Source organism: Rhodococcoides fascians NBRC 12155 = LMG 3623, from assembly GCF_001894785.1.
Classification (GTDB): domain Bacteria; phylum Actinomycetota; class Actinomycetes; order Mycobacteriales; family Mycobacteriaceae; genus Rhodococcoides; species Rhodococcoides fascians.
In genome coordinates, this window is record NZ_BCWW01000001.1 from 1,095,230 (window position 1) to 1,116,169 (window position 20,940).

18 protein-coding genes are annotated in these 20,940 nt (G+C 64.9%); 10 read left to right on the forward strand and 8 right to left on the reverse strand.

The features are described from left to right. The first annotated feature begins 59 nt into the window (after window positions 1-59). On the forward strand, window positions 60-389 hold the full coding sequence (locus RFA01S_RS05535; RefSeq protein ID WP_032406509.1) for a winged helix-turn-helix transcriptional regulator: 330 nt from the start codon (window positions 60-62) through the stop codon (window positions 387-389). 49 nt (window positions 390-438) lie between these two features. Here RFA01S_RS05535 and RFA01S_RS05540 read toward each other — a convergent pair whose 3' ends face one another. After that, window positions 439-2,304, reverse strand: coding sequence for a BCCT family transporter (locus tag RFA01S_RS05540; RefSeq protein WP_032369821.1), 1,866 nt, complete (start codon window positions 2,302-2,304; stop codon window positions 439-441). Window positions 2,305-2,569: 265 nt separating this feature from the next. Here RFA01S_RS05540 and RFA01S_RS05545 point away from each other — a divergent pair, with 265 nt between their 5' ends. Further along, window positions 2,570-3,487: a serine/threonine-protein kinase gene (locus tag RFA01S_RS05545; protein ID WP_032369820.1), complete on the forward strand. Its 918-nt coding sequence runs from the start codon at window positions 2,570-2,572 to the stop codon at window positions 3,485-3,487. A gap of 65 nt (window positions 3,488-3,552) precedes the next feature. On the opposite strand, the gene RFA01S_RS05550 is transcribed toward RFA01S_RS05545, so the two are convergent. Then, complete coding sequence (locus RFA01S_RS05550) at window positions 3,553-5,034, reverse strand: amino acid permease (protein ID WP_027498447.1); 1,482 nt, start codon at window positions 5,032-5,034, stop codon at window positions 3,553-3,555. Between the two features lie 406 nt (window positions 5,035-5,440). Between RFA01S_RS05550 and groL the strand changes: the two genes are divergently transcribed. The 3 genes from groL to RFA01S_RS05565 all read left to right on the forward strand — a co-directional run bounded on the left by groL (window position 5,441) and on the right by RFA01S_RS05565 (window position 8,932). Beyond that, window positions 5,441-7,066: a chaperonin GroEL gene (groL, locus tag RFA01S_RS05555; protein WP_008713461.1), complete on the forward strand. Its 1,626-nt coding sequence runs from the start codon at window positions 5,441-5,443 to the stop codon at window positions 7,064-7,066. Between the two features lie 144 nt (window positions 7,067-7,210). Beyond that, a complete protein-coding gene (locus tag RFA01S_RS05560) occupies window positions 7,211-7,999 on the forward strand; it encodes an RsiV family protein (RefSeq protein ID WP_032406508.1) in 789 nt (262 codons plus the stop codon). Between the two features lie 30 nt (window positions 8,000-8,029). Next, the gene (locus RFA01S_RS05565; protein WP_032406507.1) at window positions 8,030-8,932 is read left to right on the forward strand and encodes an alpha/beta fold hydrolase; all 903 of its coding nucleotides are present in this window, start codon (window positions 8,030-8,032) and stop codon (window positions 8,930-8,932) included. On the opposite strand, the gene RFA01S_RS05570 is transcribed toward RFA01S_RS05565, so the two are convergent. From RFA01S_RS05570 to RFA01S_RS05585, 4 genes are read right to left on the reverse strand one after another with little or no spacing between them, the layout of a single operon-like run. Beyond that, window positions 8,929-9,252, reverse strand: a complete 324-nt coding sequence (locus tag RFA01S_RS05570; RefSeq protein ID WP_032365151.1) for a putative quinol monooxygenase — start codon at window positions 9,250-9,252, stop codon at window positions 8,929-8,931. The genes RFA01S_RS05565 and RFA01S_RS05570 overlap by 4 nt on opposite strands. A gap of 46 nt (window positions 9,253-9,298) precedes the next feature. After that, window positions 9,299-10,324: an NAD(P)-dependent alcohol dehydrogenase gene (locus RFA01S_RS05575; RefSeq protein WP_027498442.1), complete on the reverse strand. Its 1,026-nt coding sequence runs from the start codon at window positions 10,322-10,324 to the stop codon at window positions 9,299-9,301. 5 nt (window positions 10,325-10,329) lie between these two features. Next, entirely contained in the window at window positions 10,330-11,109 is a 780-nt protein-coding gene (locus RFA01S_RS05580) for an iron-sulfur cluster assembly protein (protein ID WP_080731069.1), read from the reverse strand. 1 nt (window position 11,110) lies between these two features. Continuing rightward, window positions 11,111-12,154 (reverse strand): amidohydrolase family protein, encoded by a 1,044-nt coding sequence (locus tag RFA01S_RS05585; protein WP_027498441.1) that lies wholly within the window; start codon window positions 12,152-12,154, stop codon window positions 11,111-11,113. A gap of 150 nt (window positions 12,155-12,304) precedes the next feature. Between RFA01S_RS05585 and RFA01S_RS05590 the strand changes: the two genes are divergently transcribed. Both RFA01S_RS05590 and ligD read left to right on the forward strand, forming a co-directional pair. Further along, entirely contained in the window at window positions 12,305-13,771 is a 1,467-nt protein-coding gene (locus tag RFA01S_RS05590; protein ID WP_052060538.1) for an AAA-type ATPase lid domain-containing protein, read from the forward strand. Between the two features lie 72 nt (window positions 13,772-13,843). After that, window positions 13,844-14,791, forward strand: coding sequence for a non-homologous end-joining DNA ligase (gene ligD / locus RFA01S_RS05595; protein ID WP_032406506.1), 948 nt, complete (start codon window positions 13,844-13,846; stop codon window positions 14,789-14,791). A gap of 68 nt (window positions 14,792-14,859) precedes the next feature. Here the strand turns inward: ligD and argG are convergent, their stop codons facing one another. Continuing rightward, the gene (argG, locus tag RFA01S_RS05600; RefSeq protein WP_032373710.1) at window positions 14,860-16,275 is read right to left on the reverse strand and encodes an argininosuccinate synthase; all 1,416 of its coding nucleotides are present in this window, start codon (window positions 16,273-16,275) and stop codon (window positions 14,860-14,862) included. A 22-nt stretch (window positions 16,276-16,297) separates the two neighbouring features. Beyond that, a complete protein-coding gene (locus RFA01S_RS05605) occupies window positions 16,298-17,002 on the reverse strand; it encodes a FadR/GntR family transcriptional regulator (RefSeq protein WP_032406505.1) in 705 nt (234 codons plus the stop codon). Between the two features lie 102 nt (window positions 17,003-17,104). Between RFA01S_RS05605 and aspA the strand changes: the two genes are divergently transcribed. Genes aspA through RFA01S_RS05620 form a run of 3 tightly spaced genes read left to right on the forward strand, consistent with a single transcriptional unit; the run spans window position 17,105 to window position 20,895 of the window. Further along, window positions 17,105-18,544, forward strand: a complete 1,440-nt coding sequence (gene aspA, locus RFA01S_RS05610) for an aspartate ammonia-lyase (RefSeq protein WP_032406504.1) — start codon at window positions 17,105-17,107, stop codon at window positions 18,542-18,544. Between the two features lie 4 nt (window positions 18,545-18,548). Beyond that, window positions 18,549-19,982: an amino acid permease gene (locus RFA01S_RS05615; protein WP_032399574.1), complete on the forward strand. Its 1,434-nt coding sequence runs from the start codon at window positions 18,549-18,551 to the stop codon at window positions 19,980-19,982. Then, window positions 19,975-20,895: an asparaginase gene (locus RFA01S_RS05620; protein ID WP_052060515.1), complete on the forward strand. Its 921-nt coding sequence runs from the start codon at window positions 19,975-19,977 to the stop codon at window positions 20,893-20,895. The genes RFA01S_RS05615 and RFA01S_RS05620 overlap by 8 nt, the downstream gene beginning before the upstream one ends. Window positions 20,896-20,940 lie beyond the last annotated feature (45 nt).

Genomic DNA, 20,940 nt, shown 5'->3' on the forward strand with positions numbered 1-20,940 from the left:
AGGCCACTAGTGAATCAGAAGTGGCAAGGCAGACAGTAGCACTTCGGTACGGTGGGGTCATGGCCGCGAACGAACCCACTCACGAACCTCGTGCCTGCGACGGAGCCCTGACCAAAGCGTTCGGCTTCCTCGGCAAGCGATGGAACGGAATTCTGCTGGCCACCCTGATGAACGGGTCGATGGGATTCGCGGACCTACGCCGGGCCGTCGGTGGCATCAGCGATTCGGTCCTGTCCGAGCGGCTCGGGGAGCTCGGCAAAGCCGGCCTGGTCCAGCGAACAGTGGACAACGGACCGCCGCTCTCGGTGCGGTACAGCTTGACGCAGTCCGGAGCGGCGCTGCTGCCGTCCCTGCAAGCACTGACCGACTGGGCTTCGAAAAACCTCTGACCCCCGCGAACGTGTCGCGAGGGCCAGAGATCGGTGGGTGAGAAGGTGTTCAGTCGCCGTTCTTGACGTTCTGGCCTTCGGCCGAATCTGCGAACTCCTGGGTGTCGAACACTTCGCCGCCCAGGGGATCGACCGGTGCGTTGTCACCGGAGTACTCGACCGCACCCGTCTCGGGGTGAATCTCGAGTTGTTCGGTGGGCACCTCGTGCACCGCCAGTACGACGCTGCCGTCCGTGCGCGGCGGCGTCACCCCTTCCCGGGACGGTGCCAAGCCGGAGAATGTCGACGAAATCCCGGCACTCACTCGCTTGCGTGCCGCCGGTGACACCGGTGCCGCCTCGGGCTCGTCCTCCCCGACATCGGGTGTCGCGGTGACGCGCAAGTACCGCGGGGTGGTGGCGACGTCGTAGCGGAAGGCCTTGAGCATCGACACGCATGCCAGCACCAATACGATCGAGAACGGTACTGCCGTGGCTATCGACATCGTCTGCAGAGCAGTCAGAGAACTGGTTCCTCCGATCAGCAGCAGCACGGCCGCAGCCACGCCCTGCAGGACGGCCCAGTAGACCCGCGTGATCTTCGGGGTTTCCAGCTCGCCGCCGGTCGCGAGGATGTCGATCACCAGCGAGCCGGAGTCCGAGGACGTCACGAAGAAGAACACGATCACAGCAATGGCGATGACGCTGGTCAACGCCGCAATCGGCAGACCGTCGAGCACCTGGAACAGACTGGTGTTGGTGTTCACGGCCCCTTCGGCGTCGAGCAGATCGCCGTCGTTGCGCTGACGCAGAATGCCCGTGTCGCCGAAGATCGTGAACCACAGCGAACCGACGATGGTCGGTGCAAGCAGTACGCCGAAGACGAATTCACGGATGGTGCGACCGCGCGAGATGCGGGCGATGAACATGCCGACGAAGGGTGCCCAGCTCATCCACCAGCCCCAGTAGAAGATGGTCCAGCCGCCGGCCCAACCGTCGTCGGAGAACGGAGAGGTGCGTAGCGCCAACTCGGGCAGGGCCTGGACGTAACCGCCGAGATTCTGCACCCAGGACTGCATCAGGAACAGCGTCGGACCGAGGAGCAGCACGAACAGGGCGAGCGCAGCTGCCAGACCCATGTTGATGTTGGACAGCCACTTGAGGCCCTTGGACACTCCACTGACCACCGAGAAGGTGGCGATGCCGGTGATGGCGGCGATGAGCAGGATGACGAACCAGTTGGTGGTCTCCACCCAGCCCAGGTATTCCAGCCCCGCCGAAATCTGCTGCACACCGAATCCGAGCGAGGTCGCCACACCGAACAGGGTGCCGACGATGGCGACCGTATCGATGGTGTGCCCGATTGCGCCCTCGATGCGCTTGCGGCCCAGCAGTGGCTCGAGCAGCCAACGCACGGTCAGCGGGCGACCCTTGCGGTAGGTCATGTACGCCATACCGAGGCCGACGACCACGTAGATGGCCCATGCGTGCAGACCCCAGTGGAAGAGCGTCAGCTCCATCGCCTGGCGTGCGGACGCGTCGGTGCTGCCGGGGATGCCTCCGGCCTCGGGTGGTGTCACGTAGTGCGAGAGGGGCTCGGCGACGCCGTAGAACACCAGGCCGATGCCCATGCCGGCGCTGAAGAGCATCGCGAACCAGGACAGGACGCCGAACTCCGGCTTCTCGTCGTCTCGGCCCAGGCGAATATTGCCGACCCTACTGAGGCCGCAGTACAACGCGAACAGTACGAAGCCGGTCGCGGCGAGGATGTACCACCAGCCGACGCCGGACGTGATCGCCTTGTTGAGTGTGTCGAACGAATCCGCCGCGGTGCTCGAATAGACCACGGAGAAGGCGATCATGACGAAGATGATGACGGACGCGGGCACGAAGACCGGTTTGAGCAGTCCTCCCCACGCTTCCTTCACAGCTTTCATTTACTTGACTTCCTTTGAACTCGAGTCACGGTGATCGGCTGACCACTATCGGTATGCCGCTATATTTCTCTTGTTTCGGTCAAGTACCGGTAAACACCATAAGCGACATCGGCGCTGGTGGCGAAACTGCCGCACGCCCCGGCGGCACCACCGAGTCGCCGGAATGTGCCCCGCGGACTACAGTTCTGTCGATGCTGCGGCCTCGTCCGATCGTCCCTCTCGTGAGCCTGTGGGCTGTGAGTGAGGCTGCGCAGCAGGTGATTCCATGACGCCCGGCCAGCTGCAGCCGGGTTCGGAGTTCGCCGGCTTCCGGGTGCAGCGTCGCCTCGGGGTCGGCGGCATGAGTGAGGTGTACCTCGTACTCGGCCGCGGACACGATCGGCTCGAAGCTCTGAAGATCCTCGACCGCGACGCCTCGCGCTCGCCGCGACTGCGCACCAAATTTCGGACCGAGGCCACGGTGGCCGAGCTGCTGGTGCATCCGAACATCGTGTCGGTGCACGAACACGGTGAGTTCGAGGGCCAGTTGTGGATGTCGATGCACTACGTCGACGGGTACAGCGCGGCGCGGTTGGTCGCTCGCGGTCAGATCGCTCTCGACGTCTCCCGCGTGGCACGCATCGTCGCCGAGGTGGCCAAGGGCCTCGACTACGCCCACTCGAACGGCGTCCTGCACCGCGACGTCAAGCCGTCGAACATCCTCATCTCCACCGAGCGGGTGGACGGGTACGAGCAGGTGTTGTTGTCCGACTGGGGAATTGCGCGTCTGGTCGACGACTCGACGCCGCTGGTCGTCGGCGGAACTGTACTGGCGTCCATCCACTACGCGGCACCGGAACTGCTTCGCGGGGGAGTGCTGAGCGCGCAGACCGACGTCTACGCATTGGGGGCGACGCTGGTCGAATTGCTGACCGGGCGAACGCCGTACCCGTTGGCCACGCCGCTCGCGATCACGGCCGCCCATCTGTCGGCCGAACCGCCTGCGGTGACGAGGCGTCGGCGATCACTGCCGCGGGGTCTCGACGCGGTGGTCGCACGCGCGTTGGCCAAGGACCCGGCAGATCGATTCCAGACCTGCGTGGAGCTTGCCGATGCCGTGGCTGCTGCTGTTTCTGCCGGAGTGCCGGAGCCGCCGGCGCGACGCTCACCGTTCACCCGCTCGCGATGGCTCAGGTTTTCGTGACTCCATGAGCAGGGCCCCGCATCGGGTCGATGCGGGGCCCTGGCTCGAGAGGGGGTTGGGAAGGGTCACTCCTCCGGTTCGGTCGGACGGTTGGCCACCACCGGGTACTGGCCGGTGTAGCCCATTCGTTCTTCGGCCACCGAGAGCACCTTGGTGCGCACCAGGAACCAGCCGCCGATCAGTGCGGGGATGATGACGACGAGGGTCGCGATGGTCCACGAGCCGATCGGGGCATCGAAGGCCATCAGGACCAGCACGCCGAACAGGAAGACCAGCGTCGCGTAGCTCGTGTACGGCGCACCGAACAGACGGAACTTGGGCCGCTTCAGGATGCCCTTCTTGGACCAGCGGTACAGCTGGATCTGGCACAGCACGATGGTTGCCCAGCTGGCGATGATGCCCAGTGCGGACATGTTCAGCACGATCTCGAACGCTTCGCCCGGGGCGATGGCGTTGAGGGCGACACCGAACAGTGTGATGAAGCAGGTCAGCAGAATGCCGCCGAACGGTACTCCGCCCTTGGTCATCTTCTTGGTGAATTCCGGTGCGCTGCCGTTCATCGCCATCGACCGCAGAATTCGGCCGGTCGAGTAGAGACCGGCGTTGAGGCTGGACAGCGCCGCGGTGAGCACCACGATGTTCATGATGGTGCCCGCGCCGCCGAGGCCGATGCTCGAGAAGAACGTCACGAACGGCGAGGTACCGGCCTGATATGCGGTGTACGGCAACAGTAGTGCGAGCAGTACCAGCGAGCCGACGTAGAACAGTGCGATACGGGCGATGACCGAGTTGATCGCCCGCGGCATGATCTTCTCCGGGTTCTCGGTCTCACCGGCCGCGGTACCCACCAGTTCCACTGCGGCATAAGCGAACACGACGCCCGAGATGACGATGACCAGGGGCCACGCGCCGGACGGGAACAGGCCGCCGTTGTCGGTGATCAGGCTGATTCCGGGCATCTCGGAACCGACGGGGATGCGGCCGGCCAGGAAGACGATGCCGACGATCAAGAAGGTCACCAGCGCGATGACCTTGATCATGGCCGCCCAGAACTCCATTTCACCGAACCACTTGACCGACACCAGGTTCAGGCTCATCACCAGAACCAGTGCGACCAGCGCGATGGCCCACTGCGGAATCACCTCGAAACTTCCCCAGTAATGCATGTAGGTCGCGATGGCCGTGACGTCGACGATGGCCGTCATCGCCCAGTTGAGGAAGTACATCCACCCGGCGACGAATGCGGCCTTCTCGCCGAAGAACTCGCGAGCGTACGAGACGAAGCTGCCCGACGACGGGCGGTGCAACACCAATTCGCCGAGGGCACGGAGAATGAAGAAGACGAAAATTCCACAGAGGGCGTAGGCGAGGAACAGGCCGGGGCCGGCACTGGCGAGGCGTCCGCCCGCGCCGAGGAACAGGCCGGTGCCGATTGCGCCACCGATCGCGATCATCTGCAACTGTCGAGGTTTGAGGCCCTTGTGGTAGCCCTCTTCCTCGTGGTCCATCGCCGAGTTGTCGTACGACGTGTCGACCGTATCGGACATATTCGATCCTCACTGTCGCTTTTGCGGGGGTTTGTCCGAATTTTTCGGGTGTCGAAACCGTTGTCGCTCAACGGTATTAGCGTCGCGGGTCCGATGCACAGTATTCGGATGTTAACAATGCGTACCGGTGTGAACAGTGTGTGACAGATATCGGCTCGGCCGAGCATCTGCTCGGCACCTGCGTCCCGCGGTGGCGTCGAGCATGGGGGGTGCGGCGGTTCGCCGGCGGCGGACGACCTTGCACTCACCATGGGCGAGTGCTAGAAATGCAGTTGGCACTCTCGACACGTGAGTGCCAGGTCGGGACACGGTGAGGCCGGGGAATCAACGACACCCCTGGTCGTCCGTCGCGGGCACCGAGCTCGGCCAGCAATGTGTCACCCCCAATCCGGAGGATCACTTCGCAATGGCCAAGATCATCGCGTTCGACGAAGAGGCACGCCGTGGCCTCGAGCGAGGCCTCAATGCCCTCGCCGACGCAGTAAAGGTGACGTTGGGCCCCAAGGGTCGCAACGTCGTACTCGAGAAGAAGTGGGGAGCTCCCACGATCACCAACGATGGTGTTTCCATCGCCAAGGAGATCGAGCTCGAAGATCCCTACGAGAAGATCGGTGCCGAGCTCGTCAAGGAGGTCGCCAAGAAGACCGACGACGTCGCAGGCGACGGCACCACCACCGCTACCGTTCTCGCTCAGGCACTCGTCCGTGAAGGCCTGCGCAACGTCGCAGCCGGCGCGAACCCGCTCGGCCTCAAGCGCGGCATCGAGAAGGCTGTTGCAGCCGTCACCGAGTCGCTGCTCGCGTCCGCCAAGGAGATCGACACCAAGGAGCAGATCGCTGCTACCGCTGGCATCTCCGCAGGCGACCCGTCCATCGGCGAGCTCATCGCCGAGGCAATGGACAAGGTCGGCAAGGAAGGCGTCATCACGGTCGAGGAGTCCAACACCTTCGGCCTGCAGCTCGAGCTCACCGAGGGCATGCGCTTCGACAAGGGCTACATCTCGGCGTACTTCGCCACCGATGCAGAGCGTCAGGAAGCCGTCCTCGAAGACGCGTACATCCTGCTCGTCAGCTCCAAGATCAGCACCGTCAAGGACCTGCTGCCGCTGCTGGAGAAGGTCATCCAGTCCGGCAAGCCGCTCGTCATCATCGCCGAGGACGTCGAGGGCGAAGCTCTCTCCACCCTCGTGGTGAACAAGATCCGTGGCACCTTCAAGTCCGTCGCCGTCAAGGCTCCCGGATTCGGTGACCGTCGCAAGGCGCAGCTCGCCGACATCGCCATCCTCACCGGTGGCGAGGTCATCAGCGAAGAGGTCGGCCTCTCCCTGGAGACCGCCGGACTCGAGCTGCTCGGTCAGGCACGCAAGGTCGTCATCACCAAGGACGAGACCACCATCGTCGAGGGCTCGGGAGATTCCGACGCCATCGCCGGTCGCGTCAACCAGATCCGCGCCGAGATCGAGAACTCCGATTCCGACTACGACCGCGAGAAGCTGCAGGAGCGCCTGGCCAAGCTGGCCGGTGGCGTTGCAGTCATCAAGGCCGGAGCGGCAACCGAGGTCGAGCTCAAGGAGCGCAAGCACCGCATCGAAGATGCCGTGCGTAACGCCAAGGCAGCCGTCGAAGAAGGCATCGTCGCCGGTGGCGGCGTGGCACTGCTCCAGGCAGCGCCCGCACTCGACAACCTCAAGCTCGACGGTGACGAGGCAACCGGCGTGAACATCGTTCGCGTCGCACTGTCCGCCCCGCTCAAGCAGATCGCATTCAACGCAGGCCTCGAGCCCGGCGTTGTTGCGGACAAGGTCTCCAACCTGCCCGCAGGTCACGGCCTCAACGCCGCGACCAACGAGTACGAGGACCTGCTCGCTGCAGGCATCAACGACCCGGTCAAGGTCACCCGCTCGGCACTGCAGAACGCAGCGTCCATCGCGGCTCTGTTCCTCACCACCGAGGCCGTCGTCGCCGACAAGCCCGAGAAGGCCGGAGCGCCCGCTGGCGATCCGACCGGTGGCATGGGCGGCATGGACTTCTGAGTCCCGTCTTGCACTGAAGAAGCCCGGCACCTTTCGAGGTGCCGGGCTTTTTCACGTTCGAATCGGGTGCAACAGCCGCGCTCAGCGCGGTCGGCCGCACCCGATTCTCGGTGATACTCGTCGGGTTCGTGGTTAGTGTGGGGCATGACGCGAATCCGCTCGATGACGGTCGCACTCGCTCTGGCAGCGGCCCTCGCGGGCTGCTCCACCTCCGGAACTGCCACGCCCGTATCGGCACCGACCACAACCGATGTCACCGCCACCACCGAGCGCGCCGAGCCGACGTCTACAACGCCAACCACTACCTCGAGTGCCGCCGAGCCGTACGTCGTCGGCAGTACGCGCATCACCGGATCGACAGCGCGTGCGACCTACGACGTCGCGATTCCACAGCTGAGCGGCGGCAATCCGGCCGTGACAGCCGAATTCAACGAGTCGATGCGCGCGGCGTTGCAGGACCAGATCGATCGCGATTACGGGAACGACTTCGCTCTCAGCGACGGCTATTCGAAGGGGCAGACCCACGTCGGTCGACGCGTGATCAGTGCCGAACAGATCACGAGTTGGATCGCCGTGCCGCCCGGAGCACACGGTAATTCACTGCTTGCGACCGTGACGATCGACGCCGATACCGCACAGCCGATCACCCTCGGTGATGCCTTCACCGACCTCGATGCCGGCCTGTCTCGACTGTCCGATCGAGCAGCGGCAATTCTCCCGTCCACCCGCGCGGGCGCGAGCTTCGAGCGCTCGGGCATCGAACCGACGGTGGCCAACTTCGGGAACTGGACGGCATCGCCGGAAGGTATGAACATTCACTTCGGTGACGACCAGGTGGGGGCCTACGGCATCGGCCTCGTCACGATCACGATCCCCTGGACCGACCTGTCGGATGTCCTCGCTCCCGGCATGGAGGACGTGCTGAGCAGCTGACCCTCAGCCCGGCAATGCGAGCATGGACCCATGATGATTCGCGCAGGGGTGCTGGAGGTTGCGTACGACCGCGTCGGTGATCCGTCGGGCCGATCGGTGGTGCTGATGCACGGGTTTCCGTACGACCCGCGCAGTTACGACGACGTCGCCAGGCTGCTCGCTCAGTCCGGCTACGACGTGGTGGTGCCCTACCTGCGCGGCTTCGGACCGACTCGCTTCGTCGACGCCGGCACGATGCGCTCGGGTGAACAGGCTGCGATCGGCCACGACCTCCGCGAGCTGATCCTGGCCCTGGAGCTGAACGACCCCATCGTCGCCGGCTACGACTGGGGTGGCCGAGCGGCGTGCGTCGTCGCCGCGCTGTGGCCGGAATTGGTGTCCGGTCTGGTGAGCGTGTCCGGGTACCTCGTGCAGGACATCGAGGCGGCGGTGTCCACGCCCGTGCTGCCGCACCTCGAGAAGCGGTATTGGTATCAGTACTACCTGCACTCCGAGCGCGGCCGGGACGGGCTCGCGGCCTACCGCACCGAAATCGCCCAGACTCTGTGGACGGATTGGTCGCCGACATGGCGGTTCGGGGACTCCGAATTCGCGGCCACCGCGCCCTCGTTCGACAACCCCGACTTCGTGGACGTGTCCGTGCATTCCTATCGGCACCGATACGGCATCGAGGCGGGCGACGCCGCTTACGCCGCGACGCAGGAGTTGCTGACACGGCAACCGGCGATCACGGTGCCCACGGTCGTGATCGATCCGACCGAGGACACCGTCGCCTCGCTGTACGGCCGCCCGGACCACGCGGCGCACTTCAGCGACCTGATCGATGTTCGTCAGGTCGAGTGCGGCCACAACCCGCCCCAGGAGTTGCCGGGGCAGTTCGCCGACGCCGTCATGACGCTCGGCCAGGTGATCCGGGATCGCGAAAGGAACTAGTCGACCGCGAGTTCGCCCAGTTCGTTCCAGTCGGTGCCGTCGACTTCCTGGCTGATGATCTTCGGCGTCTCCACCAGGTACGGCGGAAGATCCTTCTGGGCCTGCTTGAAGTGATCCGAATTCACATGGGCGGCACCGGCATCCGGATCCTTGAACGCCTCCACGAGGACGTACTCGGTGGGGTCGTCGAGGGTGCGCGACCAGAAGTACCAGAGGCATCCTTCCTCGGCCTGGCAGGCTTCGGTGAAATCGCGTGAGATCTCGGGCCAGTTGTCGGCGTGCTCGGGCTTCACCTTGAACTTGGCGGTGATGAAGATCAACGTTGCTCCCTGTGGTTGTAGTGACGAATCTGGGTTGTACCCGATTTCACGGTACGAGAATCGCGCGGCCGCGAACCCGACCGTTGTCGAGGTCGTCGATGGCGCTCTGGAAGTCGTCCAGTGCGTATGTCTGCGTGTGCAGGTTGACGGCACCACGGGCGGCGAGGGACATCAGATCGCACAGGTCGTTGTAGGACCCGACGAGATTGCCGACGATGTTCTTCTCCGCCGACACCAGGTCGATGGTCGGCACGTCGACGTTCTCTCCGTACCCGATGACGTGATAGTCGCCGGCCCGCCTCGTCATGGCCAATCCCTCTGCGGTGGAGCCGTTCTCGCCGACGAAGTCGAGTACCACCTCGGCTCCGAAGCCGCCGGTGAGTTCCATGACCTGATCGACCTGACTGCCGTCGGCGACCACCGCATGATCGGCCCCCAAGGTGAGCGCGAGTTTCACGGCGTCGGCATTGCGGTCGATGACGATCAGCTCGGCGGGGGAGAGTGCCTCGAGTACCTGAATGCCGATGTGGCCGAGGCCGCCTGCTCCGATGACGACACACTTGTCGCGTGGAGTCAGACGCCGGGCCGCCTTCGCGGCCGCGTGATAGGCCGTCAGTCCGGCATCGGCAAGTGCAGCGACTGCGGACGGTTCGAGTGAATCATCGATCTTGACGACGGTTCGCGCATTGGTCCGTAGGTAATCGGCGTATCCACCGTTGGTGTCGATACCCGGGAAATCGCTCGTCTCGCAGTGGACGTCGTCGCCCGAGCGGCACGCCCGACACAACCCGCACGTGACGAGTGGATGCAGAATCACCTTGTCGCCCTCGCGGACGTTGGTGACGGCCGAGCCGACGGCGTGGACCCACCCGGCGTTCTCGTGGCCGATCGTGTAAGGCAGTGTGACGCCGGACTTCTCGGCCCACTGGCCTTCGAGAATGTGCAGATCGGTACGGCACACGCCGGCACCGCCGATCCTGACGATGACGTCGAGTGGGCCCTGTACTTCCGGAATCGGAACCTCGGTCATCTCCAGATTCTTGTGATATCCGACGACCTGGACGGCGCGCATCGAACTCATGAAACATGCTCCTGTGTAGTGCGGAGGGGGACAGTGAGAGTGGTGAGAGGAACGAACGCGCCCTCCTCGCGAGGGACTTGCTGTTCCTCTGCGCCGGGGTAGCGGGTCTGCAGCAATCCGCGGCAGAAGTGCGCATTACCGTCGATCGAAACGCGGGTGGCGCGGGCGCGTCGCATCACCATCGTCAGGTCGCCGGTGTGTGGACGACCCGCATGATCGACCAATGCCGGTGCCGCCGGATCGGTCCGCAGGCCGAGAGCCTCGCGTCGGCGAAGCAGCGCGGTCGAGGTGCGATCATCCGGTAGATCTCCGAGAACCACTGCGGCCAAGTCGTTCTCGGTCGAGTCGGGATTGGCGCGCAACCACGCCATGAGCGACCGTTCCATCGCCGCCACGTACGCCTTGCGACGGAACGTCGCGCGTAGTTCGTCGAGATCCTCCTCGGCCTCGTGTCCGAAGGTGCCGCGGTAGCCGGCGTCGGCGGCGAGGCCGGCATTGATCTTGTCCGAGTCGTGGTGATCGTCGAGTTCGACGAGAACGTGCTCGGTCCACGGCAACGCCGTCAACACGTCCTTGGAGTCTCCCGCCATCAAATACGCGAAATTCGGTGAGCAGAACGACGTGGGCAGTCGAAGATGAACGTGCACTGTGCCGTCATCGACCTCGAGGGATCGCACGAACCCGAGATCGGTGATGGGCTCGTCCAATTCGGGATCCAGGACGACGCCGAGCGCGGTGTACGCCTCGTCCTTCCTGGTGGTCACAGCAGTCGTCACGTCACACCGCCGCAAGGTCGGCGCGTTCGGGCTGACGCGGTCCGGTCTCGGTTTCGTTCGCGTCGGGCAACTGCAGTTCGGCCGGCACCGGGATGTCGTAGAGCTTGGCGGCGTTCAGTCCGAGCACCTTCTTCTTCTGTTCGAGCGTGATCGGTGCGTATTCGTCGAGGGACTCGTGGATCTGGAAGTCGACGAACCCTTCGACCAACCACTTGGGCGTCCACAGCGCGTAGTCCGAGGAGAAGAAGATGCGGTCCTCGCCGAGCCAGTAGAGCAGCTCGCCCATGATCTGACCGAAGTACTTCGGGCGCGTGTGCATGAACGGGATGGCGACCGCGAGGCCGGCGTACACGTTGGGCTCCTGGGTGGCGATCCAGCAGAAGTCCTCCAGGCGCGGCAGTCCGCAGTGTTCGACGACGAAGTTCAGATCGGTGAAGTCGGTGGCCACGTGGTCGACGTCTGCGACGTCGAACGCATCGCGATCGAGCGGACGGATGGTGGGTCCCTTGTGCACGTGGATGTTCTTGATGCCGACCTCGCGGCACACGTCGAGGTAACGCCGAGTCCAGTCGTCGTCGAGCTTGTAGCCACGAGAATCGCCGTGCCAGTCGGCGGTGTAGAGCTTGACGCCCTTGAGCCCGAAGCGTTCTGCGTCGGCACGTAGCTGGTCCAGGCCACGCTCGCCGTTGCGTGGGTCGAAGTGATGGTTGTAGGTCAGCTTGTCCGGGTGAGCTGCAGCGAGCGCCGATGCCTCGTCGGTCTGGCCGAACCCGCGGTGATAGAACTCGCCCAGGTGAGCGGGCTGGAAGATGGCGTGGTCGACGTATCCGATCTCGAACAGGTCGCGCATCAACCGATCGCCGCCCTGGTAGAGGTACTCCTCGTAACTCCACAGCTCGCTCTCGGGGGAGAGGTTGCGGTGGTAGTCGTAGAAGCAGTCGATGAACTGCTTGCCGTGGATGTTGCGTTGGTTCTCCTGCCGCGCATCCCAGAGCGCGACGTGGGCGTCCACGATGAAGTAGTTCTCGCCGTTCTTGCTGTACATGGCTGACCTCCAGAGACTGTGCGTGACGTCTGTCACAAGCGATCTGTCGATGACGGTAGGCGCGGCGGGAGCTCGGCGAGGTGGCGTGATGTCTCAATTCGAGACGCTGGTTTCGGATCCATGGCGACCAGCGAATGTAACCTGAATCACATGGCAGATCCCGAGGGTCTCGTACGAGCCCGCTTGCACTCGGAGCCCCTCGCTGCCGTGTCGCATCGGTTGCTCGCATCGTGGCACCGAAGCCAGGAATTCGGAGTGCCACTCGAAGACGTCGTACCTGCATTTTCGGGCACCTACGACGGCGAATCGCTGTTCTACCGATGTGGGCGCGAGGTGCTCGACGGACTGCGCGACACGTTGGCGAACGAGCCGGTGTCGATGATGCTGACCGACGCCGACGGTCTGGTGCTCGATCGAGTGAGTGCGGACCGTGAGCTGTTGGCCGCGCTCGACCGTGTGCATCTGGCCCCCGGCTTCTCGTACGGCGAGAACCAGGCGGGCACCAACGGCCTCGCCCTCGCGCTCGCCGATCGAATTCCGGCAGTGGTGCGCGCCTCGGAGCACTACTCGCTCTCGCTCACCGGATACACCTGCGCCGCGGCACCGGTGCTGAACCCGATGACGGGCACCGTGGAGGGCTGCGTCAACCTCACCACGTGGTCGGAGTCGTCGACGGATCTGCTGCTGGCCCTTGCTCAGTCGGCGGCAGGGAACACTGCGGCGATGATGCTCGCGCGAGCGCAGGGACAGCACGCGCGTCCGGCTCCACGTGGGACGGTCTTTCGCGTCGAGGCGTCATCGGGTCGGCCGGGTGCGGGCAGCGTCCCGACGCTGTCGACGCGGTGGAATCAGGCTCTCGCATCCTCCGAAACAGCTCTGAGTCAACATGATTCGGTCCTGTTGGTAGGAGAACCGGGAACCGGACGTGCCACGATTCTGGCCCGAGCGCTGCGTACCATCCGCCCACGGGGTCGAATTCTGAGTGCCGGTGTTCCGGCGGCGCGCGACGTCGACGCCTGGCTGGACTTGTGGACTCCCGAGCTGCCCAAGCCGGACACCGCAGTCATCGTCCGCGACGTGGACCGTCTTCCGGCGCGAGGGGCAGACGCGTTGGCGGAACTGATCTCTCGTGTCGGTGACGGCGTGCCCGTCACCCTGACGGCCTCCGATTACGACGCTGTTCCCGCTGCCCTGGCGCAGCTGGTGCGTTCGGTCGTCGAGGTCCCGCCGCTGCGCGATCGGCCCGAGGACATCGCTCCGCTCGCTCGGCATCTGGCATTGCGGGCACGTGGACGCGAGGTCAGCCTGACCGGGGACGCCGAACGAGCCCTCGTCGGATATTCGTGGCCGGGAAACGTCACCGAGCTGGCGACGGTGATGCACGAGGCGGCGGTCCGCGCCGACGTCGTCGGCGTCAATCACCTGCCGCCCGAGCTGCTTTCGCGGACCACCCAACGTCTGACACGAATCGAGACGTTCGAGCGCGACGAGATGATTCGAGTACTCAGCCGGCCCGGCATCACGATGAACCAGGCGGGCGAGGAACTGGGAATGAGTCGGGCCACGATCTACCGCAAGCGAGACCGCTACGGCATCACGCTGCGTTCCCACACGTAGCTCCGGTGGACCTGCGAGAAAATCTCCGACTTCCGAGCGCGCGCGGCCGCGGGTACATCTAGTGTCGCTGGTATGGCATCTCCGGCAATAGAACTCGAGGTGGGCACGCGCACGGTGCGCATTTCCAACCCCGATCGGGTGTATTTCCCCGAGAGCGGTGCCACGAAGCTGGACCTGGTGAACTACTACCTGAGCGTCGGCGACGGCATCGTCCGCGCGTTGCGGGAGCGGCCGTGCATGATGCATCGCTTCCCCAAGGGCCTCGCCGGTGAGAAAGTGCACCAGAAGCGCGTGCCGCACGGAGCCCCGCCGTGGCTGGAGACCGTCGAGGTGACGTTCCCCCGCTACAACCGCACCGCGGACGAGCTGTGCGTGACCGAATTGGCGCACGTGGCGTGGGCGGTGCAGATGTCGACGGTGGAGTTCCATCCGTGGAACTCGCGCCGCGCCGACGTCGAGATGCCCGACGAATGGCGCATCGACCTCGATCCGATGCCCGACTGCCCCTTCGATCGGGTGCAACGCGTCGCCGGTGTCGTGCAGGAGGTGCTGAGTGATCTCGGGGCCGTCGGCTGGCCCAAAACCTCCGGCGGCCATGGTCTGCACATCTACGTTCGGATCGACCCGGCCTACGGCTTCAAGGACTTACGAAGGGCCGCACTGGCATTCGCGCGGGAGGTGGAGCGCCGCGCACCCGAGGACGTGACGACGACGTGGTGGCGCAAGGATCGCGACCCGTCGAAGTTGTTCGTCGATTACAACCAGAATGCGCGCGACCACACGATCGCCAGCGCCTATTCGGTGCGGGGAAACCCGGAAGCGACTGTGTCGACGCCCATTTCGTGGGCCGAGGTACCCGACGTCGATCCACGCGAGTTCACGATCTTCACGGTGCCGGCCAGATTCGCCGAACTGGGCGACCTACATGCGGGTATCGACGACGCGGTGTTCGCCATCGACGAGCTACTCGAGTGGGCGGAGCGCGACGAGCATCAGGGCCTGACGGAGCCCGAGGAGTAGCCGAACTCGAAGTTATGGACGGAAATCGGCAGAAATCCGTCCATAACTTCGAGTTCGGCAGCCAGAAGTCAGTCGGTACCGGACTCGATTGCGGCGTGGTCGAGGGCTGCGGAGTCCACGGAGTTCTCGGCGCTGCTGGCGGCGATGGCGTCGGCTCCACCGGGGGCGAGTTCGCCGATCAGGTCGCCCCAGGCGGTCAGCTGATCCTGGGCGGCGTACTGCTCGAGTTTGCTGCGCGAATCCGCGATGTCGAGGTTGCGCATCGTCAACTGGCCGATGCGGTCGCCGGGGAAGAAGGCCTGGCCCTGGCTGCGTTCCATCGACAGTTTCTCGGGGTGGTAGCTGAAGTTGCTGCCCTGGGTGTCGACGATGGTGAAGTCCTGACCGCGGCGCAGGCGAACCGTCACGCTGCCGGTGACGACGTTGCCGACCCAGCGCTGCAGGCCCTCGCGCAGCATGAGTGCCTGCGGATCGAACCAGCGGCCCTCGTAGAGCAGGCGTCCGAGTCGGCGGCCCTCGTTGTGGTACGAGGCGATGGTGTCCTCGTTGTGGACGGCGTTGACGAGCCGCTCGTAGGTGATGTGCAGCAGTGCCATGCCCGGGGCCTCGTAGATGCCGCGACTCTTGGCCTCGATGATCCGGTTCTCGATCTGGTCGGACATGCCGAGTCCGTGGCGGCCGCCGATGGCGTTGGCTTCCATCACCAGGTCGACGGCACTGTCGAAGGACTTGCCGTTGATCCGAACGGGACGGCCACGCTCGAAGTCGACGGTGACGTCCTCGGCTGCGATCTCGACCTCGGGGTCCCAGAAGCGGACACCCATGATGGGCGAGACGATCTCGAGGGATGTGTCGAGGTATTCGAGACGCTTCGCCTCATGGGTGGCACCCCAGATGTTGGCGTCGGTGGAGTACGCCTTCTCGGCCGAGTCACGGTAGGGGAGGGTGCGCTGGGTGAGCCACTGCGACATCTCGTGCCTGCCGCCGAGCTCGGCGACGAATGCCTCGTCGAGCCACGGCTTGTAGATGCGCAACTCGGGGTTGGCGAGCAGGCCGTAGCGGTAGAACCGCTCGATGTCGTTGCCCTTGTACGTCGAGCCGTCGCCCCAGATCGAGACGCCGTCCTCCTGCATCGCGCGCACCAGCAGCGTGCCGGTCACCGCGCGGCCGAGGGGAGTGGTGTTGAAGTACGTCTGCAGCGACGATCGGATGTGGAATGCGCCGCAGGTCAGTGCCGCGAGGCCTTCCTCGACCAGCGGTTCGCGGCAGTCGATCAGCCGGGCCTGCTCGGCGCCGTACGCAAGGCCGCGGGCGGGTACGTCGGACAGATCCGGCTCGTCGTACTGGCCGATGTCGGCGGTGTAGGCAAACGGGATCGCGCCGTGCTCGCGCATCCACGCCACGGCCACCGAGGTGTCGAGACCACCGGAGAATGCAATGCCGATTCGTTCACCGACCGGGAGAGAGTTCAATACCTTCGTCACGGCCCGCAGCTTAGTCGTACGGTCAGCTGGGCCGATCGGCGAGCGACTCCACTGCACCACGGACGGCATCGAGGTGGGCGGTCATGGCGCGGGCTGCTGCGTCGTAATCGCCGGATCGGATACCGGCGACGATGGCGTCGTGCTCGACGTTGGACTGCTGCTGCCGGTGGGCGACGAGGTTCAACGTTTCGGACTGCCGCGTCAACGCGTCCCGGATGTCGACGACGATCGACTCGAACACGCGGTTTCTGCTGGCCCGCGCGATGGCGGTGTGGAACTGCGCGTCCAACAGGACCCAGGCCTCGTGGTCGTCCTCGGAACGCATCTCGTCGGCCAAGCCGGAGAGAATCGCCAACTCGTCGCCGGTGTGTCGTTCGGCCGCCCACCCGGCTGCGGGTACCTCGACGTGGGGTCGGGCCTCCATGAGTTCACGGGCCTCGTAATTGCCGATGTCGAGGTCGCTACCCACTCGATCGCGGACGACGAAGGTGCCGAGGCCCGTCTTGGTTTCGGTCAGACCGAGCGCGTGGCACGAGCGCAGAGCTTCGCGGATGACGGAACGACTGACGCTGTGCCTCGCGGCCAGCGCCGCCTCGGACGGGAGCTTCTGCCCGACGGGGAGCTTTCCCGACGAGATCGCGGCACGCAGGTCGGCGAAGACTGCCTCGGCGGCGCTCATGCGGGCATTGGTGGGCGCACTGACTGCCCAGCTGTCCGACAGGTTCATGTAGTGATCCTATCCCGGGGTTGACCGACGAGGTGTTCTACGCCACACTCTACCTGTCAGACAGCCGGACAGCTGGACACCCCTTGAAGGAGCGCACCCACCGTGGCCGATACCCGCATCGAGAAAGACCTTCTCGGCGAACGCGAGATTCCGATGACCGTCTACTGGGGAATCCATACCCTGCGCGCGCTGGAGAACTTTCCCATCACGGGGCGGCCGATCTCCACCAACGCCCACCTCGTCCGCGGGCTCGCAGCCGTGAAGTGGGCGGCCGCGGCGGCCAATCAGGACCTCGGAATTCTCGACGCCACCCGCGGGGAAGCGATCCGGGCCGCGTGCCAGGAAATCCTCGACGGCCAGTGGCACGAGCAGTTCGTCGTCGACGTCATTCAGGGTGGCGCGGGGACGTCGACCAACATGAACGCCAACGAGGTCATCGCCAATCGTGCCCTGGAAATCCTCGGCCACGCGCACGGTGACTACTCGATGCTGCACCCCAACGAGCATGTGAACGCCTCGCAGTCCACCAACGACGTGTATCCGACGTCGGTGAACATCGCGACCATCTTCGCGGTGCACGAGCTGATCGCATCGATGAAGGTCCTGCAAGATTCGTTCTCCCGCAAAGCAAGCGAGTTCGCCACCGTCGTCAAGATGGGCCGCACCCAGCTGCAGGACGCGGTGCCGATGACACTCGGTCAGGAGTTCGGCACCTACGCGATCATGATCGACGAGGACTGCTCACGGCTCGAGGAAGCCGCGTTGCTGGTGCACGAGATCAACCTCGGGGCCACGGCCATCGGCACCGGGCTCAATGCTCCTGCCGGATACACCGAGTCGGCCGTCGCGCACCTGCGCACCATCACCGGCCTGCCGTTGGTCACCGCAACGGACCTCATCGAGGCAACGCAGGACGTCGGTCAGTTCGTGCACCTGTCGGGTGTGCTCAAGCGCGTCGCAGTGAAACTGTCGAAGATCTGCAACGATCTCCGGCTGCTGTCCTCCGGGCCGCGCGCGGGCTTCAACGAGATCAATCTGCCTCCGATGCAGGCGGGTTCGTCGATCATGCCCGGCAAGGTCAACCCCGTCATTCCCGAGGTTCTCAATCAGGTTGCCTACGAGGTGATCGGTCACGACGTCACCATCACGATGGCCGCCGAGGCAGGGCAGTTGCAGCTCAACGCTTTCGAGCCGATCATCGTCAAATCCCTGTCCGACGGTATGGCGCATCTGAGTGCGGCCTGCCGGACCGTCGCGCATCGGTGCGTCGACGGCATCACCGCAAACGTCGATCTGCTGCGTGAGCGGGTGGAGAACTCGATCGGTCTGGTCACCGCGCTCAGCCCGTACCTCGGGTACGTGGAGTCGACGGCCATTGCGCAGGAAGCGCTGGTCACCGGTCGCAATGTCGTCGACCTGGTGCTCGAGAAGGGCCTGCTGGCGCGAGAAGAGCTGGATCGATTGCTGAGCCCCGAGCATCTCGCGAACCTGCGGGTGGCTCCCACCGAGCATTCCGTTGCTCCCGAGACGTCGACGAGGTAATGCGATGAGCACCGAGAACCCGACCCAGAAGCAGGCCTTCAGCGAAGAGGAGCTGGGGTATCGAAAAGAACTGGCTCCGCGCCAGATTCAGATGATCGCCATCGGCGGCGCGATCGGCACCGGCCTGTTCATGGGTGCCGGCGGAAGATTGCGTGACGCCGGGCCCGCGTTGGTTCTGGTCTACGCACTGTGCGGCTTCTTCGCATTCCTGATCCTGCGCGCGCTGGGTGAGTTGGTGATGCACCGCCCGTCGTCCGGATCGTTCGTCTCGTACTCCCGCGAGTTCTTCGGTGAGAAGGTCGCGTTCGCGGCCGGGTGGTTGTACTGGATGAACTGGGCGATGACGGCCGTCGTGGACGTGACGGCAGTGGCGCTGTACATGAACTTCTTCAAGAAGTACTGGGCACCGCTGGGCAACGTGGATCAGTGGGTGTTCGCGCTGGCCGGCCTGGTGTTGGTTCTCGGTCTGAACCTGGTGTCGGTCAAGGTGTTCGGTGAGCTCGAATTCTGGTTCGCGCTCATCAAGGTCGTGGCCCTGGTGACGTTCCTCGCGATCGGCACCTACTACGTCATCTTCGGTACCCCCATCGACGGTCAGGCTCCGGGTCTGAGCGTCCTCACCGACAACGGCGGTCTCATCCCCAACGGACTGCTTCCGGCGATCGTCGTGATCCAGGGCGTCGTATTCGCCTATGCCTCCATCGAATTGGTCGGAACCGCCGCCGGAGAGACGCAGAACCCCGAGAAGGTCATCCCCAAGGCGATCAACACCGTCATCGTCCGCATCGTCGTCTTCTACGTCGGCTCGGTGCTGCTGCTCTCGCTGTTGCTGCCGTACACCGCGTATCAGGCCGGGGAGAGCCCGTTCGTCACATTCTTCGGAGCGATCGACGTCGAGGGTGCCGACGCGATCATGAACCTCGTCGTGCTCACCGCGGCGCTGTCGTCTCTCAACGCCGGGCTGTACTCCACCGGTCGGATCCTGCATTCGATGGCGGTAGCCGGTTCGGCACCGAAATTCGCGGCCCGCATGAACAAGCAGGGAGTTCCGTACGGCGGCATCGCGCTGACGTCGGTGGTGACGCTGCTCGGGGTCGTCCTCAACGCAGTCGTCCCGGCGCAGGCGTTCGAGATCGTGCTGAACCTCGCTGCGCTCGGCATCATCAGCGCGTGGGCCGTCATCGTGGCGTGCCAGCTGAAGTTCTGGTCTCTGTCCAAGACCGGCGCGGTCACCCGGCCTGCGTTCCGGTTGTTCGGTGCCCCGTACACCGGCTACGCAACGCTAGGCTTTCTGGCGTGTGTACTGGTGCTGATGGCCTTCGACAAACCCGTCGGTACGTGGACCGTCGCGTCCATCCTGCTCATCGCGCCGATGCTGATCGCCGGATGGTACATGTGCCGCAACAGAATTCGAGAGGTAGCCGCCCGTAATGACTGAGGAGTGGAGCCTGCCGGAACGACCCGACAGTGCTGAGTTCGTCGCATTGTTGACCACCGGTGGGACGATCGCCAGTAGTCGCGACGAGCACGGGGTTTCTCGGCCGGTCGCAGGCGTCGGCGTCGACATGGACGGCGTGGTGGTGCGCGAGGTGATGTCGAAGGACAGCTCCGCCCTGGACCTCGCCGATCTCGACGCCATTCGCACTGCCGTGGTCGACGCGTTGGCCGAGGACGGCTGCGCCGGAGTGGTGGTGTTGCACGGCACCGACACCATGGAGGAGTCGGCGTTGTACGTCGACCTGTTCCACGACGACGCGCGTGCGGTGGTGTTCACCGGGGCCCAACGCACCGCCGATCATCCGGACCCGGACGGCCCCGGCAACATCGCCGCCGCGGTGACGGCGGCGCGGTCCGAGCAGGGGGTGCTGATCGCGTTCGGCGGACGAGTACTGCCGGCCCGCGGGGCGATCAAGAAGCACACTTCCGAACTCGACGCCTTTCGGTCGGCAGCAGTGCCGAGGCCGGACCCGCTGCGGTGGCAGCCCGTCGCGGGAGTGCGCGTGGACGTCGTGGCCCTGTACCCGGGCGCGGACGGGGTGCAGATCGATGCCTGTCGCGAAGCCGGGGCGTCGGGCATCGTGCTCGAGGCGTTGGGCTCGGGTAACACCAACGCTCTGGTGGTGCACGCGGTGAAAGAGGCCGTTGCTGCTGGGCTGCACGTGGTCGTCACGACGCGGGTGCCGTTCGGTGAGACCTCGCCGACGTACGGCGGCGGAGGTGGCGGCCACGATCTGCTCGACGCCGGTGCGGTCTTCTCCCGCGAACTCCGGGCCGGACAGGCGCGCATCCAGTTGGCGGCGCTGGTTGCCACCGGAGCGAGTGACGTAGTTGTCCACAATTCGTTCGCATAGATCCCGCCTGCGGAGCAAAATAGTGGACACTCAGCGCGCTACACT